Genomic DNA, 26,038 nt, shown 5'->3' with positions numbered 1-26,038 from the left:
GTTCGGGGAGGCTCGGTGCGGCTTAACTGGCCTGCGCTTCGGGTTTTGGGCGAGCCACCCAGATGCCGAACAGGATCAGGGCGCCGCCCAAGGCCTGGACCGGCGTCAGCGCCTCCCCCAGCACGGCCCAGCCGAACACGGCTGCGGCAATCGCCTCCAGGAAAATCACCAGGGACGAGAAGGTCGCCGGCAGCCGTCCGAGCGCGATGGCGAGAAGACCCTGGCCTCCCGCATGGCTGACATAGGACATGGCGAGCAGCGCCGCGATGCCTTGCCCCGTCTGCGGGATCACCCGCGTGTCGAACAGGACGGCGATAACGAGAAGAATGGCCGAGGTGATGAGCCCCGCCTCAAAGGTTATCCGCGCGGCGCCCGCCGTCTTGCGCGCCCGACTGGCGGCCAGGAAATACATGCCGAAGAAGAAGGCCGTGGCGACCCCGTAGAGATCGCCCTCGATCCGGGCCGGATCCGCCTGGAGGCTCTGGCCGATCAGGGCTGCGCCGCCGAGGAGGCAGAGGCCCAAGCCGAGGAACGTGCCTCGCGAGACCCGCTGGCGGAGCACGAGCCAAACGGTCAGCACGACGAAGAGCGGCGCCATGGTGGCAAAGAACGTGGCGTTGGCCACCGTCGTCTTGAGAATCGCCAGGTGCCAGAAGAACAGATCGCCGGCAAAGACGATGCCGCCGAAAATACTGGCCTTGGAAAAGCGAACCCTCGGCGTGCCGGCCGGCGCGCGCCTCTCCTCGATGCGCATCCAGGCATAGAGCAGGGGCAGGCAGAGCGAGACGCGCCAGAAGGCGCTGGCGAAGGGCCCCACATCGGCCGGGGTTCCGCCCATGTCGGCGGAGGCGAAGCGGACGAAGATCGGGGAAATGCCCATGGCCACGGCGCCCAGGCAGAGGGCGGCAAAAGCGGAGGCGAAGCCCGGCTCAAGACGGGCCGTGGTGGATGTCGGGGACATGTGGAACGTGAAAGTGTGTTGCGCGGAAGGTCGCGTTGTCAGGGTTGGAGGGGCAGGATAAGGCTTTTCCTCCGCCGTTCAATCCATCCTGATCCGAAACCCATCTCTTCATGCCTGCTTCCGCCGCACTCAAGCTCGAAGAGCCTTCCCTTGAGGTTCATCCGGTCGAGGTCATTCCCGGTTCCATCGAATCGGGAATCCTGATTCTGTGCGACCATGCCTCTAATGCGGTGCCGCCAGATTTAGGCGACCTCGGCCTGCCGGAAGCCGAGTTCCAGCGCCACATCGCCTATGACATCGGTGCCGCGGCCGTGACCCGCTCGCTGGCCCGACGCCTTGGAGCCCCGGCGCTTCTCACCCAGTTTTCCCGGCTGATCATCGACCCGAACCGGGGACGGGACGATCCGACCCTTGTGATGCGCCTCTCCGATGGCGCGGTGGTGCCGGGCAATGCCCGTGCGGACGAGGCGGAGGTGCAGCGGCGCATCGCCCGCTTTTACGACCCTTATGATCACGCCATTGCGGAGGCGATCCACAGGGCCATGGCGGCCGGCCATCCGCCGGTGATCGTGACGGTCCACAGCTTCACGCCGGTCTGGCGCGGCTGGCCCCGGCCCTGGCATGTGGGCATCCTCTGGGATGCGGACGACCGCTTCGCCAGGCCGCTCCTGGAGGGGCTGCAGGCCGAAGACGGACTCGTCGTCGGCGACAACGAGCCTTATGATGGGGCGCTGGCCGGCGATACAATCGACCGCCATGCGACGGTGCGGGGCCTGGCCAATGCCCTCATCGAGATCCGACAGGACCTGATCGCCTCCGACGAGGGCGCCGAGGAATGGGCCGAGCGCTTCGCCCGGCTGATCGAACCGCTGGCAGACCTGACGGAGCTTCGGGCGCCCCGGATTTTCCGCACCCGCACCCGGGACCGCCTGCGCCAGCATGGAGGATCGAGCCAATGAAGGACATCGACGACAGGACCCGCACGGAGCTGGAGGCGGCCGCCTTCCGCCGGCTGGTCGAGCATCTGCGCGAGCGCACGGACGTTCAGAACATCGACCTCATGAGTCTGGCAGGCTTCTGCCGCAACTGCCTGTCCAACTGGTTGAAGGATGCGGCCGACGAGCGGGGCGTCGCCCTCTCCAAGGAGGACAGCCGGACCCATGTCTATGGCATGCCCTACGAGGAGTGGAAGCTGCGCCATCAGGGCGAGGCGAGTGCGTCCCAGCTCGCGAATTTTGAGAAATCGAAGCCGGGGCATTAAAGCGGCTTCAACCAAATGACCATAACACTGGCACCAACGCCATCAATCAGGGGCTTCATTCATGGATGACGCAGCTTTCAACACCGAATCCGTCGCCGCCGACCAGCTGAAGGCCTTCATCGAGCGCATCGAGCGCCTCGAGGAGGAAAAGGCCGGCATCGCGGGAGACATCAAGGACGTGTACGCCGAGGCCAAGGGCAACGGCTTCGACACCAAGGTCCTGCGCAAGATCATCTCCTTACGCAAGCGCGACTACGCCGAGCGCCAGGAGGAGGAGGCGATCCTCGAGCTCTACATGCAGGCGCTCGGGATGGCGTAGCGCCGTCCTGTCCGTCATAGGACGTTCCAAGGCCCTGCAGCGTGACCTGCGGGGCCTTTGCCATTTCTGGGAGGTACACTCCTGGCTAATCCTCGACCTCATCCTGAGGAGCAGCGCAGCTGCGTCTCGAAGGAGGCTCCAGAGAGCACCGGAGACGCCCTCGTCCTTCGAGACGGATTGCTGGCGCAATCCTCCTCAGAATGAGGGCTTATGGTCTTAGGTATTGTCCGCCAGCATCATGCCCTGCAGGATCTCGACTGTCGCAGCCGGCAGCGGTGTCGAGCGGCGGGTTTCCTTGTCCACCATGACGATGGTGGCTTCCGTCGTGGCGACGAGCCGCCCGTCGTTGAACATGCCCTGGGCCAGGGTGAACGAGCTGCGTCCGACCCTCACCACGCCCGTGCCGATGTCGACCTGGCCTGGCCAGAAGAGCTCCGCCCGGAAATCGATGAGCAGCCGGGCGATGACGAAGCTCCGGCCCTCTGACGCGAGCGGCCTTGCCGGATCGTACATGAAGGCAACCCGCCCGACTTCCGAGAAGGTGGCGAAGACCGCGTTGTTCACATGCCCCTGCCGGTCGAGATCCGCATAGCGGATGTCGGTGGAGGTGCGGCTCGGATAAGCCTCCAGCGGGCGCAGGGCATTCAGGCTGTTCATCGTCCGGTCCTTGTCATGGGGCCATAGAATACGAAACGCTGTGTGGCTCAAGAGAGTGAAGCCTTCTCATCCTCGACGATCTGCCATGCAGCCCGCGCCCTCGCTCCGGGCGTTCCGGTTCTCTATAGATTCCAGGAGATTCGCCGCGGGAGGGATGCATGAAGCGCGCAGCACACGAAGTGACGGAACCTCAGGACGCCGAAGCGCGCCGGAGGATTGCACCTGTCATCTGCTATCCCGTCGAGACCCTGCCGCGGCCCGATCTTGCCGCCTATCAGGCCGCCCGCGACGGTTGGGAGAAGGTGGACGAGGTCGTGGTGCCGCCTCGCGAAGCGCGCTCCTTCCACGTGCCGGCGGGCTCGTTCTTCCGCATCGTCAGCATCGAAGGCCCGCAGGTGGGCGACCTCAATCTCTGGTCGGCCGACGACGTCAACGAGCGCTTCTTCTCGGGCAAGACGCGGGCGCTGCACGGCACGCATCTCTCCACCGGCGATCAGCTCTGGTCGTGCCTGCCATACCTGCGCCCCATGGCGACGATCACCCACGACACCCTCGACTGGTACGGCTTCGATGAATTCGGCGGCTCCGTTCACGACGTGATCGGCACGCGCTGCGACCCCTACACCCACAAGCTCCTCTCAGGCCACGAGTACCACCATTGCTGCCACTCGAACCTGACCCGCGCCCTGAGCGAGCGCCTGGGCAAGCCGAAGCAGGAGGTGGAGCCTGCCGTGCATGACGTGCTCAACGTCTTCATGTGCACGGGCTTCACCCGCGACACAGGGCAGTACTTCATGAAGGCGAGCCCTGTGCGGCCGGGCGACTATCTCGAGTTCTTCGCCGAGATCGATCTTCTGGGCGCGCTCTCCGCCTGTCCGGGCGGCGATTGCAGCGCGGAGCATTCGAGCGACACGGCCGCCTGCCATCCGCTATTGGTGGAGGTCTACAGGCCGAAGGCGGCGCCCTCCGGGTGGTCGTCGCCAGCCCGCAACGGCTACAGCCGCAAGCACGAGGATTGAAACGAAAAGGGCCCCATCGGGGCCCTTTCTTATTGCACCACTTTCAGCGGCTTGACCGCCGGTCCCGTGAACCGGTTCGTCGCCAGATCGGCCACCGGCTTCTTCGAGAAGCCCATATGCAGGCTTGGCTCCGCCGTCATGAGGGCCGTGAGCGCCGTGGCAGGCGGCTCCTTCGCCGCGGCTGCCGGGGCCTTGGGTAAAGCAGCAGGCTGAGGCTTCGCCGGCTTGGTGTCCTTGGGCGTGGAGCCGGTGGTCGCCACCGGGATATCGACTGGAGCCGCTGCTGCAACCTGGATGGGGCGTAGATCCGGGCGCGGCGGAGGCAGGGGAGCCGCGGAGATGGATGCGGTGCTGGTCGTGCCGCGCAGGTCAGCAAGCACCGGGATCGGGTTCGTGGCCGAAAGCGATCCGGGCCGGGCCGGCGGGAGCGGCGCATAGGCCAGGGCGACGGTGCCGCCGAGAGCCTCGATGCCGGTGTCATCCGATTCGGGCCGGCGCGGCGGCATGGGCGCAAAGGCCATGCCCTTGGCAATCGACATCTCCGATGCGCCAGGGACTTGCTGCCAGCCCAGGGCCGGGCCGGATGCAGTCTGGACCGTGCCCGGCGCTCCGGTGATCCGGGGTGGCGGCGCTGGCGGTGGCGTCAGGTCCTCGCGCAGGGCCGGGGCCATGGAGGCCACGACGGCGGGTGCCGGCGGCTCGGGCCGCGGCTGGATCGCCACCGGCGCGCGGCGCGCTGTCGGGGCCGGGCTGCCGTAGGATTGCATGGCTGCGTAGACCGAGGAGTTGGAATCGCTCGCGTAATTGTCCGCAGGCGATGGCTGCTGGCGGGACGCGATGAGCGCCCGGCCCGGCCGCGACGCAACACGGATCTCCTCCGCATCCTCGTCCTCGTCGTCACCACCGCCGAACAGGGTGGCCCAGAAGCTCTTGCGGCGCGGCTGGCTGGCGACGGCCTCTTCCGCATCGGCGTAAGCCGTGTAGCCGGCCACCGTGCCGCCCTTGGCCAGCACCTCGGCGCGGGCGAGCTCATAACCGGCCAGGGGCTGGCCGTCGGCGGGAATATGCACGGTCTTCCCGTCGGGGAAGATGCTGGCGAGCTGCGACCGGGTCATGCGCGGCCAGGCGCGCACGCTGCCCACATCGAGATGGATGAAGGGCGTATAGGCATTGGGATAATAGCCGACGCCGCCGTTCTGGAGCCGCATGCCGATGGCCCGGATACGGGAGGCGGACACGTCGGGCAGGTAGAAGTCCAGCGCCTTGCCCTGCATGTGCTGGCTGTTCTTGGCGACCGCGCTGGAGCGCCGGCGCAGCATCGAATTGGTATGCGGGGAGCGGTAGGCCGAGTTCACGTGAACGGGCGCGTCCGACCCGGCTTCGCGATAGACCTCCCACACCGTATCGAACAGGCGCGGGTCCATGCGGGTCGACTCGGCGCGCCGCCAGTCGCGCAGGAACCAGTTCAACTGCTGCAGGGCGCCCGAGTCGTACTGCCCGTTGCGCCTGAAGGTGACGGTGAGGCTTTCCTTGGTGTTGTTATGGTAGAATGTCAGTGTGCGGGTGTCGCCGTTGGCCACGGCATCCTGCGTGCCGCGCACGCCGCCCACCATGACGGCCAGAAAGGCCGCAAGACCAATGCCGACGCGATGCGCCAGGCGGTCGGTACGCATTACTCTCACTGTGATACTCGTCTTTACCGGGCGGCATCCGTGGATGCAGCGATCCTTATAGTGAAAGGATCTTTGCCGAAGACGGTTACGTTCCCGTTAAGTGAGCGAGGGAAAGCGGCAGAAAAACAGCCAAAACGTCGGGATCATTCGGACAGGTTCAGGGCGGCACGGACCTTGCGGTCGAGGCCATAGATATCCTCGAAGCGCTTCATCTCGCCCTTCTCGTCAACCGAGAGGGTGAAGTAGGTCAGGTGCACGGGCAGGGGATCCGTGAGGTGAACAGTGCGCTCGCCCTTGCCGATGAGCCCACGCAACTTCTCCTCGGTCCACTTGCCGTCCTTGCCCATGATCTCTTCCGCAAGCTCGAAGGGCTTGTCGACGCGCACGCAGCCATGGCTGAAGGCGCGCTTGCTGGCGGAGAAGAGGTTGCGGTTCGGCGTGTCGTGCAGATAGACCGCATGCTGGTTGGGGAACATGAACTTCACGTAGCCCAGCGCATTGCGCTCGCCCGGCGGCTGCTGCACCGAGATCTGGTTGCCGCGGCGGATGACCTTGTAGCCCTTGCGCGCGGCATAATAAGGATCGTTGGCCAGCGCCGGCAGGATCTCCTTCTTCATGATGGAAGGCGGGATCGTCCAGGACGGGTTGACCACGAGATACTTCATGGTCTCGGAGAAGATCGGCGTCTGCGACTGCTCCTTGCCGACGATGACACGGGTCTGATGGACCACGTTGCGGCCCTCGACCAGCTGAAGACGGTACTCGGGGACGTTCACGGCGATATGCCGGTCGCCCAGATCCGCCGGCAGCCAGCGCCAGCGCTCCATGTTGGCGATGATCTCGGATTCGCGCTGCGCAACGGACGGCCCGGAGAGCGCCGCCACCGTCTGGGCATTCAGCACCCCCGTATCCGGCAGGCCTTTTTCCTTCTGGAAGGCCGCCACCGCAGAAGCGACGCGCTCGTCATAGACGGCCTGGTTGTCGGAACCCTTGGCAAGATTGAAGCGCGCGCGAATCAGGGGCACGCGCGGATCCGTCATGCCCACGCGCAGGATCGGCCCCTTGGGAAGGCGCACGCTGGGTTGCGACGGATGGTTTTCGCGCAGCTGCGCCAGCCGCTCCTTCAAAGCCTTGTAGCCGGCATGCGGAGGGTTATAGGCCGCCAGTGCCGCGCCGGCGTTTTTCGCCGAGGCGACCTTGCTCAGCACTTCCCCGATGTCCGGCATGGCGAGTTTCGGCGTCACGAGCGGCGAAAGGCGCGGAAGATCGATGCGGGCGCCTCGTGCATCGCGGGCATAGCGGACCACGGACAGGGAGAGCTTCACATCGGCCCTGGCCCATTGCGCCAGCGGTGCATCCTTGCGCAGCCCTGAATCGCGGAGAACGTAGTCGGCGGGATCGAGGCCGTCCTCGTCCGCAGCCTTCAGGCGCTCCATGGCGGCCTGAGCCGCCGGGGTCCAGGCCCCGTCCTGCGACCAGACCAGCGGGCGCTCGGCCTGTGCGTAATAGGCAGACAGGGCCTCGCGATCCTTGGCGCTCACGCGCAATTCGCGCATGGCCGCATCGTCGGCGAACAGGCCTGCCACCGTCATGCGGCCGATGTCGGCCTGCATGAGCGCGGTGACGGGAGCCGCGTCCGGCAGGGGAATCTCGATGGCGGGAGCAAGCCTCAGATCGGCGGCCTCGATCGACACGGGTGCCGGCTCGGCAGGCGGGATGGCCTGCGAGGCGACGTCCTTCGGTGCTGGTGCACCCTGGAGCGCCGCATCGTGAAAGGATGGCTGCGCGGGGCTTTCAAGAGCGACGGGTTCGACGCGATCGGCCTGTGGGCTGATGGCGATGTCGTTCGCCGAAGCGACGAGAGGCAGGAGGGAAACCGATCCGATCAGACCGAGCCAAACGGCTGTCTTGCGCAATCCACGCATGACCATGCTCCTCGTCGCAATGAAGGTGGAGGACTTCACCAATCCTCCATCGAATGAAATTCGTCCGTGTGCGGGCACACGTCTGTTACGCTTAACGCGCAAAACGTCTTGCGGCTTCATCGTCTAGGCCAAGTTCTTTCATTTTTCTTTAAAGAGTGAAGCCCGCCGATGCCGGGCCGGTGCGGCATCGGCCGACATATGTCCTTGAAAACAAAGGAGCGCGAAGCCAATCGCCTGTCCGTCCAGAGCGGCCGGAATCCCCATTTCACCGGAAAGGTTAATCGGCGGTAAAGCATGCGGATCGAGCCTTACGCTGCGTCTATGCCGAAGATGACACGCGATCCTTCGGTGCCCGCCGGGCAGGGGAGGGAAAACGGGTCTTGACGGCAGCCTTCATGACGGCCCGGCACGGGTTGATCCCGGTAGGCCGGCGGCCAATATGTGTGCAGTATCTCCGACCCTCGATTTCCGGACAGGCCTTTGCCCGTGACCTCCCAGACAATCTCCTCCCTGCATACCCCCTTGTCCTCCGGTGCGGCGCAGACCGAATTGGGCATGCTGCCCGAATGGAACCTGTCCCACCTCTATCCCGGCATGGACAGCGAGGAGTTCAGGCGCGATCTAGCCAAGGCCGAAGCCGAGTGCAAGGCGTTTGCCGCCGCTCATCGCGGCAAGCTCGATGCCATGGCGCGGGGCGAGCGCGCGTCGCAGACGTTGACCGAGGTCGTGAAGCGCTACGAGGCGCTGGAGGATCTCCTCGGGCGCCTCATGTCGTATGCGGGCCTCGTCTATTCCGGCGACACCACCGATCCGGTTCGGGCCAAGTTCTACGGCGACACCCAGGAGCGGCTGACCGCCGCCTCGACCGAACTGCTCTTCTTCGCGCTCGAGCTTAACCGTATCGAGGACGCGGTGCTCGACCAGGCGATGAGCGAAGAGCCGCTCAAGCATTACAGGCCGTGGATCGAGGACCTGCGCAAGGACAAGCCGTTCCAGCTCGACGACCGGATCGAGCAGCTCTTCCACGAGAAGTCGGTGACCGGCCGCTCCGCCTGGAACCGCCTGTTCGACGAGACCATGGCGTCCCTGCGCTTCACCGTGCGCGGCGAGGAGCTTCCCATCGAGCCCACGCTCAACAAGCTGCAGGATTCGGACGAGAGCGTGCGCAAGGACGCCTCGGACGCGCTGGCCAAGACCTTCAAGGCCAATCTTCGCACCTTCACGCTCATCACCAACACGCTCGCCAAGGACAAGGAGATCTCCGACCGCTGGCGCGGCTTCGAGGATGTGGCCGATTCCCGCCATCTGGCGAACCGGGTCGAGCGCGAGGTGGTGGAGGCCATGGTGTCGGCGGTGCGCGAGGCCTATCCGCGCCTGTCCCACCGCTACTATGCCCTGAAAGCCCGGTGGTTCGGCAAGGACAAGCTCGACCATTGGGACCGCAACGCGCCCCTGCCGAAGGTGGAGCAGCGCACCATCCCCTGGAACGAGGCGCGGGACACGGTGCTCTCCGCCTATTCGGCCTTCTCGCCGCGCATGGCCGACATCGCCCGCCGGTTCTTCGACGAGGGCTGGATCGACGCGCCCACGCGCCCCGGCAAGGCGCCCGGCGCCTTTGCCCACCCGACCGTGCCCTCCGCCCACCCCTACGTGCTCCTGAACTACCAGGGCAAGCCGCGGGACGTGATGACGCTCGCCCACGAGCTCGGTCACGGCGTGCATCAGGTCATGGCCGGGCCCAACGGCGCGCTCATGGCGCCCACGCCCCTGACGCTCGCCGAGACGGCCTCCGTCTTCGGCGAGATGCTCACCTTCCGCCGCCTCCTCGACCAGACCACCGACAGGACACAGCGCAAGGCCATGCTGGCGGCCAAGGTCGAGGACATGATCAACACGGTGGTGCGCCAGATCGCGTTCTATTCCTTCGAGCGCAAGGTCCACCTGGAGCGGCGCAACGGCGAACTGACGGCTGACAAGCTGTGCGAACTCTGGATGTCCGTGCAGGACGAGTCCTTAGGCCCGGCGATCCGCCTCGGACCGGGCTATGAGAACTTCTGGACCTACATTCCCCACTTCATCCACTCGCCGTTCTACGTCTATGCCTATGCCTTCGGCGACTGCCTGGTGAACTCGCTCTACGGCGTCTACGAGCGCTCCAACGAAGGCTTCGTGGACCGCTACTTCGCGCTCCTCTCGGCCGGCGGGACCAAGCATTATTCCGAGCTCCTCGCGCCCTTCGGCCTCGACGCGAGCGATCCGTCCTTCTGGCAGATCGGCCTGTCGATGATCGAGCGGCTGATCGGCGAGCTTGAGGCCATGGAGACAGCCTCCGCCTAAGGCTGTCGTGCTTGGCCGATCGCCCTAGTGTTGGCACTATGAGGGTGGACTTTCTCGCCTGAACGCCACCGGCTTCCGCTCTTTTCGTGGGGATGCCAGTTCGGGAGCCGGGCCATGCCGGTCGACACGCATTATGCCAGGAGCGGCGATCTTCGGATTGCCTATCAGGTCATCGGCCAGGGGCCGTTCGATCTGGTCTTCGTGCCGGGCTTCATCTCGAACCTGGATCTCTACTGGGATGAGCCCAACATGGCGTGCTTTCTGTCCCGGCTGAGCGCGTTCAGCCGCCTGATCCTGTTCGACAAGCGGGGAACCGGCCTCTCGGACCGTCTCGGAAACCTGCCTACCCTGGAAGAGCGCATGGATGACGTGCGCGCGGTGATGGACGCAGTGGGAAGCACGAAGGCGGCGCTCTTCGGCATTTCCGAAGGGGGCGCCATGAGCATGCTCTTCGCCGCGACCTATCCGGAGCGGACCCAGGCGCTGATCCTCTATGGCACCTATGCGGACTTTCACACCTGGGTTCTGCCGCGCGACCGCTTCGAGACGTTTCTGGACAAGATCGACCGATCCTGGGGGCAGGGTGAGAGCCTTGCCGCCTTCGCGCCGACGAGGGTTGCGGATGAACGCTTCCGGCAATGGTGGGCCCGCTTCGAGCGGCTGAGCGCCAGCCCGTCCTCCGTCATCACGCTCATGCGCATGAACAGCCAGATCGACGTGCGTCACATTCTGCCGTCGATCCGCATCCCGACTCTCATCCTGCACCGGGCGGGAGACACGCGGGTGAACGTGGAGGGCGGCCGCTATCTCGCGGCCAATATCCCCGGTGCCAAATATGTCGAGTTTCCCGGCATCGACCATCTGCTGTGGGCCAATGATGCGAGCCCGGTGGCCGATGAAATCGAGGAGTTTCTCACCGGCACCCATGGAGAGAGCGAACCCGATCGTGTTCTAGCGACGGTTCTGTTCACGGACATTGTCGATTCGACCGGCAAGGCCGAGAAAATGGGAGACCGAAGCTGGCGTACGCTCCTCGACCAGCATGACCGGATCGTGCGTGACAAGATCGGCCAATTCAAAGGCCGGGAGATCAAGACGCTCGGCGACGGGTTCCTTGTGACCTTCGACGGTCCCGCGCGGGCCGTACGATGCGCAGGCGCCATCGTCGAGGCACTCCGGGTCCTGGGGCTGCAGATCCGCTGCGGGGTCCATACGGGCGAGATCGAGATGAAGGATGACGACATCGGCGGCATCGCGGTTCATATCGCGTCTCGCATCGCCGCTCTTGCCGATGGCCATGAAGTCCTGGTGTCGCGCACGGTGCGCGATCTCGTGGCCGGTTCCAACCTGCACCTGGAGGATCGGGGCGCCTTTCCCCTCAAGGGATTGAGCGAGCCCATGCCGCTCTTTGCAGCCGCCGGCAGCCAGAGGCCGTGAAGCCGCAGGACCCTGGCGATCGCTGCTGCACGCCATATCTTAAGCTCTCCAGTTCAGAGCAAGAGACCTCACGACATGGCCGAGTCCGACCGCGAAGCTAACCGCTTCTCCGCGCGCGCTGCCCGTTATGCCCGGGTCGGGGCGAATATGGGCGGGGTGGCGGCCCGCATGGCGGGGTCGCGCCTGTTCGGGGGCGATGATCGCGATGCCTCGAACGCGGCGGTGCTGGCGCAGGCCCTTGGCGGCCTGAAAGGGCCGATCATGAAGGTGGCGCAGCTGCTCGCTACCATCCCCGACCTCATACCGCCGGAATATGCCGCCGAGCTGCAGAAGCTCCAGAGTGAGGCGCCGCCCATGGGCGCTGCCTTCGTGAAAAGGCGCATGCAGGCGGAGCTGGGCCCGCAATGGCAGAGTCGGTTCGGCTCCTTCGACCTCAACCCCTCGGCCGCCGCCTCCCTGGGCCAGGTGCATCGGGCCACCACGAAGGATGGCGAGGCGCTCGCCTGCAAGCTCCAGTATCCGGACATGCAATCCGCCGTGGAGGCGGATCTGAGCCAGCTCGAATGGGTCTTCGCCGTCCATCGCCGCATGGACCCGGCCATCGACACGCGGGAGATCGCCAAGGAGATCGGCGAACGGGTGCGCGAGGAGCTCGACTACGAGCGCGAGGCCAAGCACGCGGCGCTCTATGCCCAGGCCCTGTCCGACGTGGAGGAGGTCCGGGTTCCGCGGGTGCATCCGGAGCTTTCCACCAAGCGTCTGCTCTCGCTTCAATGGCTCGAGGGCGAGAAGATCTTGGGCTTCACCGAGGCGCCGGTCGAAATCCGCAACCGGCTGGCGGTGGCCATGTTCAAGGCCTGGTGGCACCCCTTCAGCCACGCGGCTGTGATCCACGGCGATCCGCATCTCGGCAACTACACGGTCTTCTCCGAGGACGGGGAGGCACGGGGTATCAACCTCCTGGATTACGGTTGCGTCCGCATCTTCCACCCGCGCTTCGTGGGCGGCGTGGTCGATCTCTACCGGGGACTCCTGACCGACGACCGCGCCCGCATCGTCCATGCCTACGAGACCTGGGGCTTCAAGAGCCTGTCGAACGAGCTGATCGACATTCTCAACATCTGGGCCCGCTTCATCTACGCCCCGCTCCTCGACGACCGGATCCGCACGGTGGCCGATGGGGTCAAGCCCGGCGAGTACGGCCGCCGTCAGGCCTTCGAGGTGCACAAGGCTCTCAAGGAGAAGGGGCCGGTGACGGTCCCGCGCGAGTTCGTCTTCATGGATCGGGCTGCGGTGGGCCTGGGCGCCGTCTTCCTGCACCTGAAGGCCGAGCTGAACTACCACCACCTGTTCGAGAACGAGATCGAGCGCTTCTCCCTGGAAAAGCTGGAGCAGCGGCAGGGGGAGGTTCTGGCAGCTTCCGGTTTACCAAATCCTGTGTAATGAGGTTGCATCTTTTGCCGCTAGGCCTTAGGGCATGACGGTAGGGAAGAGCATTTTCAGGCAGAGTGGACTCCGGTTCGCCGTGGAAAATGCGACCAGACAAGAACACTCGAAGCCTCTTGCGAGCCTCAGGGCTCGCAAGAGGCTTGAGGGGGCAGCCGATGAAGATCGCTTTCGTTCACCAGAACTTTCCGGGGCAGTTCCTGCGCCTGGCCGGGTCCTTCGCCGCCGAGGGGCATGAGGTCGTAGGCTTGGGCATGGTCAGGCAATGCTCCATTCCCGGCGTGAAGTACTTCTCCTACGAGGCCGTGCCGGGGCCGGAGGATGCGCCTTACCAGAACCGCTATTCCCCCGTGATCCCGCGCCTGCGCCGGGCCTATGGCGTTGCTCACCGAGCCAAGGCGCTCGCGAGCCAAGGCTTCGAGCCGGACGTGGTGGTGGTCAACACGGGCTGGGGCGAAAACCTGTTCCTGAAAGACATCTGGCCGAAGGCCAAGCATGTCGCCTATTTCGAGTATTACTATCACGCCAAGGGGCAGGATCTCGACTTCGATCCCGAGTTCCCGGTCACCAACGAGGAGGTGATCTGGCGCCTGCGCCTCAAGAATTCCATGCAGCTCGGCGCCCTGGATGCCGCCGATCTCGCGGTGGCCCCGACCCGCTACCAGCGCGACACCTTTCCGGACTACCTGCGCGACCGGCTCGCCATCATTCATGACGGGATCGACACCAAGCGGCTCGTCCCCGACCGCAATGTCCGCATCAGGCTCGGCCAGGACGGGCCGCCGCTCACCCGCAACAAGCCCGTCGTGACCTATGTCACCCGCAACATCGAGCCGATGCGGGGCGCCCATGTGGTCTTCAAGAGCCTGCCCTACCTCCTCGACATCGACCCCGAGCTCCGGGTGGTGATCATCGGTGGCAAGGGCACCAGCTATTCCGGCTCCGCGCCCGGCGGGCAGTCCTGGTTCGACGTGTTCAAGGCCAGGATCGAGCGTCCGGTGGACTGGTCCCGAGTTCATTTCGTCGGAAACCTGCCCTACGACCAGTTCGTGAAGGTGCTGCAGGTCTCCTCGGCCCATGTGTACATGACCTATCCCTTCGTGCTGTCCTGGTCGTCCATCGAATCCATGGCGCTCGAATGCCGGATCGTGGCCTCCGACACGGAGCCGGTGCGCGAGATCGTCCAGGACGGGGTCAACGGCCGTCTCTTTCCCTTCTTCGACGAGAAGGCCCTGGCCGAGCGGGTGCGCGAGACCCTGGCCGAGAAGGAGAAGTCCGCCGCCATAGCCGCCGAGGCCCGCCGAATCGCCGTCGCGAAATACGATTACGAAACCGTGTGCCTGCCCCAATGGCGCGACTTCCTGGGGATCCAATAATTCCACGAAACATTGATAAAGTTCCGCCGGGAGCCATTCGAAAGATTGCGGCTCCTCACCGCATGCGGTAAACGCAGCAATTAACACGTGATGCTCAAACGGGGCTTTGAATCATGGCCGATACAAAACATGCGCCGCATGGGGGCTATAGTCCGGATATGGACGGCCGCACTCATGAGGCGACCTACAACGGATTCATTCAGTTCGCTGAAATCAGCACCGCCGTCGTGATCTGCTTCATGCTGGCCCTGGCCGTTGGCGGCATCAAGCACGCCTGGCTGACCGCTATCTTCGGCGTCGTCCTCTCCCTGGCCGCTGGCGGTCTCGGGGCCATGGCCCCGTCTGTTGGGGTGCGGGCACCGGCCGCCGTCGGCGTTCTTCTCCTCCTGGCGCTCGTCCTCTACTGAGCCGCGGGAGTTTCCACTGACACGAGACAAGAGCTTGATCTCAAGCCATTGACCAGATCGCAGGGGGGCTAAAATGCGGATCGCCGTTCTCTCCGAAACCGATGGAGCGGAGACCCGTGTTTCCGCCACCCCCGAGACGGTCAAGAAATACAAGACGCTCGGCGCAGACGTGGTCGTCCAGGCCGGCGCCGGCGCCAAGGCCGGCATCCCCGATGCCGGGTTCGAGGCCGCTGGCGCCTCGGTGGCGGCCAGTGCCGCCGATGCCCTCAAGGATGCCGACGTCGTCCTGAAGGTCCGCCGCCCCGCCGAGGGCGAGCTGACCGGCGCCAAGCCCGGCGCCCTCGTCATCGCCATCATGGATCCCTACGGCCAGGACGCGGCTCTTAAAAGCCTGGCCGACGCGGGGGTCTCGGCCTTTTCCATGGAGCTGATGCCCCGCATAACCCGCGCCCAGGTGATGGACGTGCTGTCCTCCCAGGCCAACCTCGCCGGCTATCGCGCCGTCATCGACGCCGTTGCCGAATACGGCCGCGCCATCCCGATGATGATGACCGCAGCCGGCACCGTGCCGGCCGCCCGCATCTTCGTCATGGGCGCGGGCGTCGCCGGCCTCCAGGCCGTCGCCACGGCCCGCCGCCTCGGCGCGGTGGTCACCGCCACGGACGTGCGCCCCGCCGCCAAGGAGCAGGTGGAGAGCCTGGGCGCCAAGTTCATCGCCGTGGAGGACGAGGAGTTCAAGCAGGCCGAGACGGCGGGCGGCTACGCCAAGGAGATGTCGGCGGAGTACCGGGCCAAGCAGGCCGAACTGGTGACAGCCCACATCGCCAAGCAGGACATCGTCATCACCACGGCCCTGATTCCCGGCCGCCCGGCCCCGAAGCTCATCACCCGCGCCATGGTCGAATCCATGAAGCCGGGCTCGGTGATCGTCGACCTGGCGGTGGAGCGCGGCGGCAATGTCGAGCTGGCGCAGGCCGGGCAGGTGGTGGACCATAACGGCGTGAAGATCGTGGGCCACCTCAACGTGCCAGGCCGCCTCGCCGCCACGGCCTCCAGCCTCTACGCGAAGAACCTCTACGCCTTCGTCGAGACGCTGGTGAACAAGGACACCAAGGAACTGGCCGTGAAATGGGACGACGAGCTGGTCAAGGCCACCTGCCTGACCCGCGACGGCGCCATCGTTCACACCGCTTTCCAGCCGACCGCATAAACCGTCCAGGGGAGGACATCATGGCACTCACGCCCGAACAGGCTGTCGAGCAGGCCCGAGCGGCGGCGGATGCCGCCCGCCGTGCCGCCGAGTCGGCCCAGTCCATTGCCGACCAGCTGGCCGACACGGCCGGACACGCCGCCGCTGCCGTGACCAACGGGGCGGTGGACCCCACGGTGTTTCGTCTGGCCATCTTCGTGCTGGCGATCTTCGTCGGCTATTACGTGGTCTGGCAGGTGACCCCGGCGCTGCATACCCCGCTCATGTCGGTCACCAACGCCATCTCGTCCGTGATCGTGGTGGGCGCCGTCCTGGCGGTGGGCGTCGATGTGGCGCCGGCCCTCGGCGAAGGTCCCATCTGGGCCCGGGCGCTCGGCTTCATCGGCCTGATCCTGGCAAGCATCAACATCTTCGGCGGCTTCCTGGTGACCCAGCGCATGCTCGCCATGTACCGCAAGAAGGGATGAGGCGATGTCGGCCAATCTAGCCTCGATCCTTTACCTCGTCTCGGGCGTCCTGTTCATCCTGGCCCTGCGGGGCCTGTCGCACCCCACCACCTCCCGGCAGGGCAATCTCTACGGCATGGTGGGCATGGGGATCGCCATCCTCACCACCCTGTTCGTGTCGCCGCCCAACGGCTTCGGCGGCTGGGCGCTGGTGATCTTAGGGCTTGCCATCGGCGGCGGCATCGGCGCGGTCACCGCCCGGCGCGTGCCCATGACGGCCATGCCCCAGCTGGTTGCCGCCTTCCACTCCCTGGTGGGCCTCGCGGCCGTGCTGGTGGCGGCGGGCGCGCTCTATGCGCCGCAGGCCTTCGGCATCGGCGCAAAGGGAACCATCCACGGCGGCTCCCTGTTCGAGATGGCGCTCGGCGTGGCCATCGGGGCCATCACCTTCACCGGCTCCGTCATCGCGTTTCTGAAGCTTGACGGGCGCATGTCCGGCAAGCCGATCATGCTGCCGAGCCGGCACCTCATCAATATCGGCCTCGGCCTCCTGCTGCTGGTGCTGCTCGTCGCCTTCATCCGCACTGAGAGCCACGCTGCCTTCTGGCTGATCGTGCTGGTCTCCTTCGTGCTCGGCGTGACGCTCATCATCCCCATCGGTGGCGCGGACATGCCCGTCGTGGTGTCGATGCTCAACTCCTATTCGGGCTGGGCAGCGGCCGGCATCGGCTTCACCCTGGGCAACCTCGCGCTGATCATCACCGGCGCGCTGGTCGGCTCCTCGGGCGCGATCTTGTCCTACATCATGTGCAAGGGCATGAACCGCTCCTTCATCTCCGTGATCCTCGGCGGCTTCGGCGGCGAGACCGCAGGCGCTGCCGCCGGTGCGGTCGAGACCCGACCCGTGAAGCAGGGCTCGGCGGATGATGCCGCCTTCATCATGAAAAACGCCTCCAAGGTGATCATCGTGCCGGGCTACGGCATGGCGGTGGCCCAGGCACAGCATGCGCTTCGCGAAATGGCCGACGAGCTTAAAAGCGAAGGCGTCGAGGTGAAGTACGCCATCCATCCGGTGGCAGGACGCATGCCCGGCCACATGAACGTGCTGCTGGCCGAAGCGAACGTTCCTTATGACGAGGTGTTCGAGCTCGAGGACATCAACGGCGAGTTCGCCCAGGCGGATGTCGCCTTCGTGATCGGCGCCAACGACGTGACCAATCCGGCCGCCAAGACCGACCCGGCTTCGCCGATCTTCGGCATGCCGATCCTCGACGTGGAGCGGGCCAAGACCGTGCTCTTCATCAAGCGCGGCATGGGCTCCGGCTATGCGGGCGTGGAGAACGAGCTCTTCTTCCGCGACAACACCATGATGCTCTTCGGCGATGCCAAGAAGGTGGTCGACGAGATCCTGAAGAACCTCTGATTCAACGATCAGGTAAGTCCTTCATGCCCGGCCTTCGTGCCGGGCATTTTGCTGTGTCGCTGTCATTCCGGGGCGAGCGTTAGCGAGAGCCCGGGATCCATAAACACGACGGCTCAAGAGGAGGCACTCAGCGTTGCGTCTCTTTCTGTATCGTTAGCGTTTATGGATTCCGGGCTCGCCTGCGGCGCCCCGGAATGACAGTGGAACGGTGACGGAAAACGCGAAATCTGTTTTAACGCCTTTTCTGTTGCGCCAGCCGGATCCCTCCATGCCTTCCATCACCCTTCGCACCGCACTACCTGCCGACCGGAGCACCGTCGTCGAGTTGATCCACCAGCTCAATGTCTTCGAGGCGGATCTCGTGGGCGACCGCCGGCGCGACTATCGGGCGGCCGAGGAATATTACGATGAGCTGATGCAGCGCCTGTCCCGCCGCAACGGCCGCATCGTCCTGGCGGAGGCGGAGGGAATTGTTGTGGCCGCCATGGGCTTCTCTCTCGATCAGGATGCGGCTTACGTGATCGACGATGTGCGCAACCACGGCACGGTCACCGACCTGATCGTGCATAATGACTGGCGCGCACGCGGCATCGGCCAGATGCTGCTGAACGAGGCCGAGCGCCTCACGAAAGAGGCCGGCCACAAGCGCCTCGTCATCGGCGCCCTCGTGGCCAACGAGCGGGCCGAGCGCACCTACCGCGCCTTCGGCTTCGAGCCCTATGTGTCGATCCTGTCGAAGGAGCTGTGAGGCGCAGGATAGGCCTCTTCCCACGACATCAGCATCGTCAGCTTCGGCCAGCGGGCCGGCCAGCCCTTTTCCATGACCCGCTCGCGATAGACGTCGATCTTGTGCCCGAAGACCGGGGTCGGGCGCACGATCAGGTTCAGGAGATCGTCGACCCCATAGGGCGCCACCACCTCCACCTTGCCTCTGGTTGATCGGGCCGCGATGGCCGTTGCGGTCTCTGCCCAATGGGCGACGGCGTCGAGCGTGTTGAGGTAAGGCGCATCGCCATTGCGCAGGTGTATGCGCGCCTGGTTCTTCACGGACCAGGGGATGCCGGGCGCCAGGGCACGATGCCGGCGTTCGATTTCGGCTTCCCGCTCCTTGCCGGTTTCACCGGGATCGAAAAGGAGCACATCCACATCGGCGAGCCGCGTCACGTCGATAGATTGCCCATGCAGCACGTCCCAGACGCTGTTGCGGATGAAGCCCGCGCCGATCCAGGCATCGGGAAGTCCGAGGCGCTCCACATTCAAAAGAAGCGCATGCGAGGCTGCATGCGCTTCGAGAAGCCGTTCGATGTCGGAGATTGTCCGCAGGGGAGGGGCGGGGTTCATGCCGCCGCACCTCGGAGTTTTTTTAGGAGCGGAACAGGCCGGCGACGCCGCCCTGCAGGCGCGACGAGCCCTGGCGGGCGACGGTGTTGCCGTTGTCGATGGACAAAGCCCGGGTGTAGCTCTCGAGCGCCTGGCTCCGGTCGCCCTTGCGCTCCATGGCCACGCCGCGCCATGCCCAGGAATTGGCGTCCTTGGGATCGACGTTGAGGGCAGCGTTGAAGTCCTCGATGGCCTTGTCGTACTGGTTCGTCGCCACGAAGCTCTGGCCGCGGGCGGCATAAGGTGCGCCCACAAAGGGATTGCGGTCGATGGTGGCATCGAAGTCGAGGATCGCCTGGGGGTGCATGTTCTGGCGCTGGTAGAGCAGCCCGCGGGAATGCAGCGCTTCGGCCGATTCGGGCAGGAGGCGGGTGGCCGTGTTCAGGTCGCTGAGGGCTTCCTGGAACTGGTTCTGGGCGCGGTAGAGATTGGCGCGGCCGATATAGGCCGGGCCGTAATTCGGATCGGCCTGGATCGCCCGGGTGAAGTCGGCGAGCGCCTGGTCGTTGCGGTTCGTCTGGCGCAGAGCCAGCGCCCGGTTGGTATAGGCTGGCGCGTAGTTGGGATCGAGCTGCACCGCCTTGGTGAAGTCGGTCATGGCGCTGCTGTAATTGCCGACGCGCGCATAGGCTGCGCCACGGGTGTTGTAGGCGCTCGGATCGTTCGGATTGCGCTGAATCACGTCCGAGAGGGACGAGATGTTGACCGTGCTCGTTCCTTGAGTGTCCTCTTCCACCACGGCGATGCGCTGGGCAGGGCCGCTGCTCGTCGTGCCGCAGGCGGATAGGCCAAGGGCAACAAGGGTCAGGCTCAAGGGGGCAAAACGGCGGATCGATGGGGCGAACACGTTCGTCTCCAGCTTCTTACTCGGTACCAGGAGGCGGCACTCTGGCGGGAAATCCTTAACAGCCGTGAAACAAGGCATCAAAAAGGCGTTCTGAGAGGGAATTGGCCGTTCAGGGGGAGCATCGCGTCGCAGGAGGGCGGCCAGACATGCAAACAGCGCCCCGCTTGCGCGTCGGGCGCTGTTTCACAACCGATAGTCCAGCCGATGGCTCGATTGAGAGCTTAGCGGCCGCCCGTCGTCGGACGCGGCTTCGAAGGCAGCAGGCCTTCGCGCTGCATGCGCTTGCGGATCAGCTTGCGGGCGCGGCGAACGGCCTCAGCCTTCTCGCGGGCCTTCTTCTCAGACGGCTTCTCGTAGTGACCGCGAAGCTTCATCTCGCGGAAGATACCCTCACGCTGCATCTTCTTCTTGAGAGCGCGGAGCGCCTGATCGACGTTGTTATCCCGGACAAGAACCTGCACGCGAATTCCTCGTATTTGAACCGTTTCGATTGTGATAAAAAACAAAGGAGGCGCGTCAGGCGCACCTCTATCTGGCCGGCGTCAGTATCAGAAGAAGCCTTGCCTGTCCAGGGTTGCCTCTCAAGAAAAGCGCCGGGCCAGAAAGGCAATCGACGGGCCTGAAACAGGTTCAATCCCGCTCCGGAAACACCCGCGTCACATGCCCCATCTTGCGGCCGGCCCGCGCCTCGGCCTTGCCGTAGAGGTGCAGATGCGCCCCCGGCTGGCCTAGGATCTCCTCCCAGGCATCCGCGTCGTGCCCGATCAGGTTCTTCATCTCGACCCGGCCGAGGCGGGCGGTATCGCCGAGCGGCCAGCCGCAGACGGCGCGCACATGCTGCTCGAACTGCGACGTTACAGCGCCGCCCAGGGTCCAATGCCCGGAATTGTGCACCCGCGGGGCGATCTCGTTCACCACGAGGCGCTCGCGCCCGCCTTCGGTGACCAGGAACATCTCGACCGCCAGCACGCCCACGTAGTCCAGGGCATCCGCGATGGAGCGGGCGATGCAGACGGCCTGCTCCTCCGTCTCCCGGGAGACGCTGGCCGGGACCCGCGTGGTGTCGAGGATGTGGTGACTGTGCTCGTTGGCGCAGAGATCGTAAGCCGCGAACGCCCCGGAGGCGGTGCGGGCGGCCACCACCGAAACCTCCCGCTCGAAGGGCACGAAGCCCTCGACGATGGAGGAGGCGCGGCCGATCTCGGCCCAGGCAGCCACGGGATCCACATCGGGACGGATCATCACCTGACCCTTTCCGTCATAGCCGAAGCGCCTGGTCTTGAGCACGGCGGGCCGGCCGATGCGCTCCAGCGCCTCGACGAGCTCGGCCTCGTCCGAGAAGGTTGCGAAGGGGGCGACGTCGATGCCGAGCCCAGAGATGAAGCTCTTTTCCAGGAAGCGGTCCTGCGACACGGCCAAAGCCTGGGCGTTGGGCGCCAACAGGGTATGGGCGCTCAAGGTCGCGGCGGTCTCGCTCGGCACGTTCTCGAATTCGTACGTCACTGCGTCCACGGCCTTGGCGAAGCGCACCAGGTTCGCCTCGTCCTCATAAGCCGCGATGGTGCACTCGGCCGCCACCTCGAAGGCCGGGCTGTTCTCGTCCGGCGCATAGACATGGGTTCTCAGGCCCAGCTGCGCCGCCGCCATGGCGATCATGCGGCCGAGCTGGCCGCCGCCGAGAATGCCGAGGGTGCAGCCGGGACGGATCATGGGCGTGTCAGCTTTCATCGGAGGGGCGCTCGGCCACGCCCTCGCTCTGGCGCGTGCGCCATGCGTCGAGGCGTTCGGCAAGCGCCGGATCGTGGAGGGCGAGCACGGCGGCGGCGAGGAGCGCCGCATTGACGGCGCCCGCCCGGCCGATGGCCAGCGTCCCGACCGGAATGCCGGCCGGCATCTGCACGATGGAGAGGAGGCTGTCCTGGCCCGAGAGAGCCTTGGATTCCACCGGCACGCCGAAAACCGGCAGGGGCGTCATGGCGGCGGTCATGCCGGGAAGGTGCGCTGCCCCTCCGGCGCCCGCGATGATCACCTGGAAGCCATCGGCCTTGGCCTTCTTGGCGAAGGCATAAAGCCGGTCCGGGGTGCGATGGGCGGAGACGATGCGGGCGTCATAGGGAATGCCCAGCGCCTCCAGCGTTTCGGCGGCATGGCGCATGGTAGCCCAGTCGGACTGGCTGCCCATGATGATGGCGATGGGGGTTCCGGCCATGGCGTCGCTCCGGCTTCAGGGCCTTTGGTGTTCAGCCCGAATAGCGAAGGCGCCCCTGGCAGGCAAGGGAGATACGGATCTCCGTACCGGAATTCTCAGGCGATGATGTCGGGGGTGAGCTGGTCTTCCAGCCGGATGATCTGGTCCTTGAGGGCGAGCTTGCGCTTCTTCAGGCGCTGGACCTGCAGCTGGTCGCCGGCGACCATGCTCTCCAGGGCGTCGATGGCCATGTCGAGATCGCGGTGTTCCTGCTTGAGGCGGGCCAATTCCGCTTCCAGTTCAGCCAATTCGGTCATTGAAAATATCCAGAACGCCAAGCCTTCTCGAGTGCCGGGCCAAGAGGGGCGGAAGTATGCTCTGCGGGTTTGTGGAGAGCAAGATCGCCCAAGCATCTTCTACTCTCGATTTTGCAAATTTTGCCTTCGACTCGCCACACTCTGGCTGCCACAATATCCGGGTCAGAGATCACATAGGAGGAACTGACATGCCGCTGCAGAATCACCTGACGGAACTGGAACGGAAGCATCGGGCTCTCGAGCGCGAAATCCAGGATACTCTCAACCGACCCTCCGCAGATGACATGAGGCTGGCAGAACTCAAGCGAAGGAAGCTTCAGCTCAAGGACGAGATCTCAAGACTGAGAAGCTCCGAATCGGCGGTGCACTAGCCGCGCATTTCCTCAATATTTTCAACCACAAGAAGCCGTCGCTTCACCTCGGAGTGGCGGCTTTTGCTTGCCTGCTTCAGAGAAGTGCGCTCGCCCCGTCATAGGCGAGCTTGGCCCCCACGAAGACCAGCAGCACATAGACGGCCGTATAGAAGAGCTGACCGGAGACGCGCCGCACCAGGATCACCCCGGCCCAGGTGGAGGCGATCGCCACCGGGAACAGGGCGCCGGCCGTGGCCATGTTCTCGGCCGTGAACTGGCCCAGAGCCATGTAAGGCGGCACCTTGATCCAGTTGATGAACGCGAAAACGACCGCACCCGTGCCGACGAAGACGTCCCGCGGCAGGCGCTGCGGCATCACATAGATCTGGAACGGTGGTCCGCCCGCATGGGCGATCATGCTGGTGAAGCCCGTGACCCAGCCCCAGAACATCCCGCGCGGCACGTCGGCGGTTGTTGCCTTCGGCTCCCGTCCGCCCCGCTCCAGCACCAGGCGGCGGATCGCGAAGGCGATAGAGATCAGGCCCACGGCGAGCTTGATCGCCGCGTCCGACACTTGGGCCGCCAGCAAGTAGCCGGTGAGAATGCCCGAGATGGCGCCCAAGACCAGGATCGCCACGTTGCGCCGGTCCCAGGTGTAGCGATACGCCCAGACCGAGACCACGTCCTGCACGATCAGGATCGGCAGGGTGATGGCCGCCGCCTGAACCGGCGAGACGACGAGCGCCATGAGCGGCAGGGAGAGCATCCCGAGGCCCGAAAAGCCGCCTTTGGCGAGGCCCAGCAGCGTCACGGCGGGAATGGCCGCGGCATAGAAGAGAGGATCGGTAATCAAGCAGGAACTCGCCGAAAGCAGGACTCGCCGAAAGTCTCCGCTGACCACGACGGTAACGCCTGCTACCACACTGGCCATTCGAAGTCTCATGCCGTGAACGCAACGGGGAAACGCCATGTCATCGACCCAAAGCCGTTATCATGAGGTCTATGCCGACTGGAAAGCCGACCCGGAAAGGTTCTGGGCCCAGGCTGCGCGCGAGATCGACTGGATCAAGCCCGCCGACAAGATCTTCGACGCCGCTCTGGGCGCCTACGGCACATGGTTCACGGGAGCCGTCTGCAACACCTGCTACAATGCCGTCGACCGGCATGCGGGGACCCGCGGCGATCAGGCGGCGATCATCTACGACAGCCCGGTCACGAATTCGAAGCGCTGCATCTCCTATGCCGAGCTGCGCGACGAGGTGGCGACGCTTGCCGCCGTGCTGCAGGACATGGGCGTCGAGAAGGGTGACCGCGTCGTCATCTACATGCCGATGATCCCGGAAGCCGCCTTCGCCATGCTGGCCTGCGCCCGCATCGGGGCCATCCACTCGGTGGTGTTCGGGGGCTTCGCGGCCAAGGAGCTTGCCACCCGCATCGACGATGCCAAGCCCAAGGCGATCCTCTCCGCCTCCTGCGGCATCGAGGGCACCCGCACCATCCCCTACAAGCCGCTCCTGGACGAGGCGATCACGCTCTCCGCCTCGAAGCCCGATGCCTGCCTTGTCTACCAGCGGCCGCAATGCGAGGCCTCCCTGGTCGAAGGCCGCGACACGGACTGGCAGAAGGCGGTTTCAGATGCCCGCCGGGCCGGAAAGCAGGCCGGGTGCGTGCCGGTCGCCTCCACCGATCCGCTTTACGTGCTCTACACCTCCGGCACCACCGGGAGACCCAAGGGCGTCGTGCGCGACAACGGCGGCCACATGGTTGCGCTGAAATGGTCCATGGAGAACTTCTTCGGCGTCGCGCCGGGAGAGGTGTTCTGGGCCGCGTCCGACGTGGGCTGGGTGGTGGGCCATTCCTACATCGTCTACGGCCCGCTGCTCCACGGCTGCACGGCCATCCTCTACGAGGGCAAGCCCGTGGGCACGCCCGATGCCGGCGCCTATTGGCGGGTGATTGCCGACCATGGGGTCGTGACCCTGTTCACGGCGCCGACCGCCTTCCGGGCGATCAAGAAGGAGGATCCCGGTGCGGAGCTCCTGAAAAACTATGAACTCTCGGCCTTCCGCGCCCTGTTCCTCGCCGGCGAGCGGGCGGATCCCGACACGGTGAAATGGGCCGAGGACATCCTGCAGGTTCCGGTGATCGACCATTGGTGGCAGACGGAGACCGGCTGGCCGGTGGTGGGCAACCCGCTGGGCCTCGGCGCGCTGCCGGTCAAGCACGGCTCGCCCACGGTGCCGCTGCCGGGCTACATGGTGCAGGTGCTGGACGAGGGCGGCAAGCAGGTCCCTCCCAGCACCATGGGGGCCATCGTCATCAAGCTGCCGCTTCCGCCAGGCGCCCTGCCGACCCTCTGGCAGGCGGAGGAGCGGTTCAGGCAAGCCTATCTTTCCGTCTATCCCGGCTACTACAACACCTCGGATGCGGGCTATATCGACGAGGACGGCTATGTCTGGGTGATGGGCCGCACGGACGACATCATCAACGTGGCGGGCCACCGCCTCTCGACCGGCGGCATGGAGGAGGTTCTGGCCTCCCATCCGGCGGTTGCCGAATGCGCCGTCATCGGCGTGAAGGACGCCCTCAAGGGCGAGGTGCCCTGCGGCTTCGTGGTGCTGAAATCCGGTGTGCAGAAGACCCCTGAGGAGATCGAGCGGGATCTCATCGGCCTCGTGCGCGAGAAGATCGGCCCCGTGGCAGCCTTCAAGCTCGCCATCACCGTGCCGCGCCTGCCCAAGACCCGCTCCGGCAAGATCCTGCGCGGCACCATGAAGAAGATCGCCGACGGCGATCCCTGGACCACGCCGGCAACCATCGACGATCCGATCATTCTCGAGGAGATCGGGGATGTGCTGAGGGCGAGGGGTTTGGCGGGATAATGCCATCAAATGCATCCCGGACGCCGCAGGCGATCCGGGATCGTGTGCAGGACGGAGCGCCGGAAGCTCAACACTGTCACCCCCGCGCAGGCGGGGATCCATAACCGCTGACGGTGCCAACTAAAATACTGTCGTGTTTATGGATCTCGGGCTCTGCTGCGCAGCCCCGGGATG

The 26,038-nt window shown here is 65.3% G+C and carries 26 protein-coding genes; 15 read left to right on the top strand and 11 right to left on the bottom strand.

All coding sequences use genetic code 11. The features are described 5' to 3' along the window. Positions 1-22: 22 nt before the first annotated feature. Positions 23-961, bottom strand: a complete 939-nt coding sequence (locus IC232_RS16860; RefSeq protein WP_190846141.1) for a DMT family transporter — start codon at positions 959-961, stop codon at positions 23-25. Positions 962-1,071: 110 nt separating this feature from the next. Between IC232_RS16860 and IC232_RS16855 the strand changes: the two genes are divergently transcribed. The 3 genes from IC232_RS16855 to IC232_RS16845 all read left to right on the top strand — a co-directional run bounded on the left by IC232_RS16855 (position 1,072) and on the right by IC232_RS16845 (position 2,541). Next, positions 1,072-1,920, top strand: a complete 849-nt coding sequence (locus tag IC232_RS16855) for an N-formylglutamate amidohydrolase (RefSeq protein ID WP_190846140.1) — start codon at positions 1,072-1,074, stop codon at positions 1,918-1,920. Continuing rightward, positions 1,917-2,222, top strand: coding sequence for a DUF1244 domain-containing protein (locus IC232_RS16850; RefSeq protein ID WP_190846139.1), 306 nt, complete (start codon positions 1,917-1,919; stop codon positions 2,220-2,222). Before IC232_RS16855 ends, IC232_RS16850 begins: the two co-directional genes overlap by 4 nt. Positions 2,223-2,283: 61 nt before the next feature. Next, positions 2,284-2,541, top strand: coding sequence for a DUF2312 domain-containing protein (locus IC232_RS16845; protein ID WP_036355032.1), 258 nt, complete (start codon positions 2,284-2,286; stop codon positions 2,539-2,541). 216 nt (positions 2,542-2,757) lie between these two features. Here IC232_RS16845 and IC232_RS16840 read toward each other — a convergent pair whose 3' ends face one another. Further along, a complete protein-coding gene (locus IC232_RS16840; RefSeq protein WP_190846138.1) occupies positions 2,758-3,198 on the bottom strand; it encodes an acyl-CoA thioesterase in 441 nt (146 codons plus the stop codon). 158 nt (positions 3,199-3,356) lie between these two features. Here IC232_RS16840 and IC232_RS16835 point away from each other — a divergent pair, with 158 nt between their 5' ends. Next, complete coding sequence (locus IC232_RS16835) at positions 3,357-4,217, top strand: urea carboxylase-associated family protein (RefSeq protein WP_190846137.1); 861 nt, start codon at positions 3,357-3,359, stop codon at positions 4,215-4,217. 29 nt (positions 4,218-4,246) lie between these two features. On the opposite strand, the gene IC232_RS16830 is transcribed toward IC232_RS16835, so the two are convergent. After that, the gene (locus tag IC232_RS16830; RefSeq protein ID WP_190846136.1) at positions 4,247-5,890 is read right to left on the bottom strand and encodes a DUF882 domain-containing protein; all 1,644 of its coding nucleotides are present in this window, start codon (positions 5,888-5,890) and stop codon (positions 4,247-4,249) included. A 143-nt stretch (positions 5,891-6,033) separates the two neighbouring features. Further along, complete coding sequence (locus IC232_RS16825) at positions 6,034-7,815, bottom strand: L,D-transpeptidase family protein (RefSeq protein ID WP_190846135.1); 1,782 nt, start codon at positions 7,813-7,815, stop codon at positions 6,034-6,036. 555 nt (positions 7,816-8,370) lie between these two features. Between IC232_RS16825 and IC232_RS16820 the strand changes: the two genes are divergently transcribed. From IC232_RS16820 to IC232_RS16780, 9 genes are all read left to right on the top strand, one after another. Next, complete coding sequence (locus tag IC232_RS16820) at positions 8,371-10,152, top strand: M3 family oligoendopeptidase (protein ID WP_246812262.1); 1,782 nt, start codon at positions 8,371-8,373, stop codon at positions 10,150-10,152. 114 nt (positions 10,153-10,266) lie between these two features. Continuing rightward, a complete protein-coding gene (locus IC232_RS16815) occupies positions 10,267-11,589 on the top strand; it encodes an adenylate/guanylate cyclase domain-containing protein (protein WP_190846133.1) in 1,323 nt (440 codons plus the stop codon). Between the two features lie 75 nt (positions 11,590-11,664). After that, on the top strand, positions 11,665-13,032 hold the full coding sequence (locus tag IC232_RS16810; protein WP_190846132.1) for an ABC1 kinase family protein: 1,368 nt from the start codon (positions 11,665-11,667) through the stop codon (positions 13,030-13,032). 161 nt (positions 13,033-13,193) lie between these two features. Continuing rightward, on the top strand, positions 13,194-14,411 hold the full coding sequence (locus IC232_RS16805; RefSeq protein ID WP_190846131.1) for a glycosyltransferase: 1,218 nt from the start codon (positions 13,194-13,196) through the stop codon (positions 14,409-14,411). 113 nt (positions 14,412-14,524) lie between these two features. Further along, a complete protein-coding gene (locus IC232_RS16800) occupies positions 14,525-14,818 on the top strand; it encodes an aa3-type cytochrome c oxidase subunit IV (RefSeq protein ID WP_190846130.1) in 294 nt (97 codons plus the stop codon). 73 nt (positions 14,819-14,891) lie between these two features. Continuing rightward, the gene (locus IC232_RS16795) at positions 14,892-16,028 is read left to right on the top strand and encodes a Re/Si-specific NAD(P)(+) transhydrogenase subunit alpha (RefSeq protein WP_190846129.1); all 1,137 of its coding nucleotides are present in this window, start codon (positions 14,892-14,894) and stop codon (positions 16,026-16,028) included. Between the two features lie 20 nt (positions 16,029-16,048). Beyond that, a complete protein-coding gene (locus IC232_RS16790) occupies positions 16,049-16,495 on the top strand; it encodes a proton-translocating transhydrogenase family protein (RefSeq protein WP_190846128.1) in 447 nt (148 codons plus the stop codon). Positions 16,496-16,499: 4 nt separating this feature from the next. After that, positions 16,500-17,897, top strand: a complete 1,398-nt coding sequence (locus IC232_RS16785) for an NAD(P)(+) transhydrogenase (Re/Si-specific) subunit beta (RefSeq protein WP_190846127.1) — start codon at positions 16,500-16,502, stop codon at positions 17,895-17,897. 268 nt (positions 17,898-18,165) lie between these two features. Next, the gene (locus tag IC232_RS16780; RefSeq protein WP_190846126.1) at positions 18,166-18,645 is read left to right on the top strand and encodes a GNAT family N-acetyltransferase; all 480 of its coding nucleotides are present in this window, start codon (positions 18,166-18,168) and stop codon (positions 18,643-18,645) included. Here the strand turns inward: IC232_RS16780 and IC232_RS16775 are convergent. The 6 genes from IC232_RS16775 to IC232_RS16750 form a co-directional block, all read right to left on the bottom strand. Further along, a complete protein-coding gene (locus tag IC232_RS16775) occupies positions 18,615-19,238 on the bottom strand; it encodes a nucleotidyltransferase family protein (RefSeq protein ID WP_210335395.1) in 624 nt (207 codons plus the stop codon). The two genes, IC232_RS16780 and IC232_RS16775, sit on opposite strands and share 31 nt — an antisense overlap. Before the next feature lie 22 nt (positions 19,239-19,260). Further along, positions 19,261-20,124: a tetratricopeptide repeat protein gene (locus IC232_RS16770; protein WP_190846125.1), complete on the bottom strand. Its 864-nt coding sequence runs from the start codon at positions 20,122-20,124 to the stop codon at positions 19,261-19,263. 221 nt (positions 20,125-20,345) lie between these two features. Beyond that, positions 20,346-20,585 carry a 30S ribosomal protein S21 gene (rpsU, locus tag IC232_RS32910; RefSeq protein ID WP_190846124.1) on the bottom strand — a complete coding sequence of 80 codons (240 nt, stop codon included), beginning with the start codon at positions 20,583-20,585 and terminating at the stop codon, positions 20,346-20,348. Positions 20,586-20,754: 169 nt separating this feature from the next. Then, positions 20,755-21,852: a 5-(carboxyamino)imidazole ribonucleotide synthase gene (locus IC232_RS16760; RefSeq protein ID WP_246812253.1), complete on the bottom strand. Its 1,098-nt coding sequence runs from the start codon at positions 21,850-21,852 to the stop codon at positions 20,755-20,757. After that, entirely contained in the window at positions 21,842-22,333 is a 492-nt protein-coding gene (purE, locus tag IC232_RS16755; protein ID WP_190846123.1) for a 5-(carboxyamino)imidazole ribonucleotide mutase, read from the bottom strand. Before purE ends, IC232_RS16760 begins: the two co-directional genes overlap by 11 nt. 95 nt (positions 22,334-22,428) lie before the next feature. After that, positions 22,429-22,629: a YdcH family protein gene (locus tag IC232_RS16750; RefSeq protein ID WP_036361827.1), complete on the bottom strand. Its 201-nt coding sequence runs from the start codon at positions 22,627-22,629 to the stop codon at positions 22,429-22,431. A 188-nt stretch (positions 22,630-22,817) separates the two neighbouring features. On the opposite strand from IC232_RS16750, the gene IC232_RS16745 reads away from it, so the two are divergent. Then, positions 22,818-23,000, top strand: coding sequence for a YdcH family protein (locus IC232_RS16745; RefSeq protein WP_190846122.1), 183 nt, complete (start codon positions 22,818-22,820; stop codon positions 22,998-23,000). A gap of 76 nt (positions 23,001-23,076) precedes the next feature. Here IC232_RS16745 and IC232_RS16740 read toward each other — a convergent pair whose 3' ends face one another. Then, positions 23,077-23,835: a sulfite exporter TauE/SafE family protein gene (locus IC232_RS16740; RefSeq protein WP_190846121.1), complete on the bottom strand. Its 759-nt coding sequence runs from the start codon at positions 23,833-23,835 to the stop codon at positions 23,077-23,079. 115 nt (positions 23,836-23,950) lie between these two features. Here IC232_RS16740 and IC232_RS16735 point away from each other — a divergent pair, with 115 nt between their 5' ends. Then, positions 23,951-25,864, top strand: a complete 1,914-nt coding sequence (locus IC232_RS16735) for a propionyl-CoA synthetase (RefSeq protein ID WP_190846120.1) — start codon at positions 23,951-23,953, stop codon at positions 25,862-25,864. Positions 25,865-26,038 lie beyond the last annotated feature (174 nt).

Source organism: Microvirga sp. (genome assembly GCF_014699075.1).
Classification (GTDB): Bacteria; Pseudomonadota; Alphaproteobacteria; order Rhizobiales; family Beijerinckiaceae; genus Microvirga.
The sequence above is the reverse complement of the archived record's forward strand: the minus strand, read 5'-3'. Positions and strand labels throughout refer to the sequence as shown.

Coding starts and splice junctions, on each gene's coding strand:
- IC232_RS16850 (WP_190846139.1), top strand. CDS start 1,917: ATGAAGGACATCGACGACAGGACCCGCACGGAGCTGGAGGCGGCCGCC.
- IC232_RS16845 (WP_036355032.1), top strand. CDS start 2,284: ATGGATGACGCAGCTTTCAACACCGAATCCGTCGCCGCCGACCAGCTG.
- IC232_RS16745 (WP_190846122.1), top strand. CDS start 22,818: ATGCCGCTGCAGAATCACCTGACGGAACTGGAACGGAAGCATCGGGCT.
- IC232_RS16790 (WP_190846128.1), top strand. CDS start 16,049: ATGGCACTCACGCCCGAACAGGCTGTCGAGCAGGCCCGAGCGGCGGCG.
- IC232_RS16835 (WP_190846137.1), top strand. CDS start 3,357: ATGAAGCGCGCAGCACACGAAGTGACGGAACCTCAGGACGCCGAAGCG.
- IC232_RS16775 (WP_210335395.1), bottom strand. CDS start 19,238: ATGAACCCCGCCCCTCCCCTGCGGACAATCTCCGACATCGAACGGCTT.
- IC232_RS16760 (WP_246812253.1), bottom strand. CDS start 21,852: ATGAAAGCTGACACGCCCATGATCCGTCCCGGCTGCACCCTCGGCATT.
- IC232_RS16795 (WP_190846129.1), top strand. CDS start 14,892: ATGCGGATCGCCGTTCTCTCCGAAACCGATGGAGCGGAGACCCGTGTT.
- IC232_RS16785 (WP_190846127.1), top strand. CDS start 16,500: ATGTCGGCCAATCTAGCCTCGATCCTTTACCTCGTCTCGGGCGTCCTG.
- purE (WP_190846123.1), bottom strand. CDS start 22,333: ATGGCCGGAACCCCCATCGCCATCATCATGGGCAGCCAGTCCGACTGG.
- IC232_RS16805 (WP_190846131.1), top strand. CDS start 13,194: ATGAAGATCGCTTTCGTTCACCAGAACTTTCCGGGGCAGTTCCTGCGC.
- IC232_RS16820 (WP_246812262.1), top strand. CDS start 8,371: ATGCTGCCCGAATGGAACCTGTCCCACCTCTATCCCGGCATGGACAGC.
- IC232_RS16830 (WP_190846136.1), bottom strand. CDS start 5,890: ATGCGTACCGACCGCCTGGCGCATCGCGTCGGCATTGGTCTTGCGGCC.
- IC232_RS16860 (WP_190846141.1), bottom strand. CDS start 961: ATGTCCCCGACATCCACCACGGCCCGTCTTGAGCCGGGCTTCGCCTCC.
- IC232_RS16735 (WP_190846120.1), top strand. CDS start 23,951: ATGTCATCGACCCAAAGCCGTTATCATGAGGTCTATGCCGACTGGAAA.
- IC232_RS16840 (WP_190846138.1), bottom strand. CDS start 3,198: ATGAACAGCCTGAATGCCCTGCGCCCGCTGGAGGCTTATCCGAGCCGC.
- IC232_RS16825 (WP_190846135.1), bottom strand. CDS start 7,815: ATGCGTGGATTGCGCAAGACAGCCGTTTGGCTCGGTCTGATCGGATCG.
- IC232_RS16855 (WP_190846140.1), top strand. CDS start 1,072: ATGCCTGCTTCCGCCGCACTCAAGCTCGAAGAGCCTTCCCTTGAGGTT.
- IC232_RS16810 (WP_190846132.1), top strand. CDS start 11,665: ATGGCCGAGTCCGACCGCGAAGCTAACCGCTTCTCCGCGCGCGCTGCC.
- IC232_RS16815 (WP_190846133.1), top strand. CDS start 10,267: ATGCCGGTCGACACGCATTATGCCAGGAGCGGCGATCTTCGGATTGCC.
- IC232_RS16800 (WP_190846130.1), top strand. CDS start 14,525: ATGGCCGATACAAAACATGCGCCGCATGGGGGCTATAGTCCGGATATG.
- IC232_RS16750 (WP_036361827.1), bottom strand. CDS start 22,629: ATGACCGAATTGGCTGAACTGGAAGCGGAATTGGCCCGCCTCAAGCAG.
- IC232_RS16780 (WP_190846126.1), top strand. CDS start 18,166: ATGCCTTCCATCACCCTTCGCACCGCACTACCTGCCGACCGGAGCACC.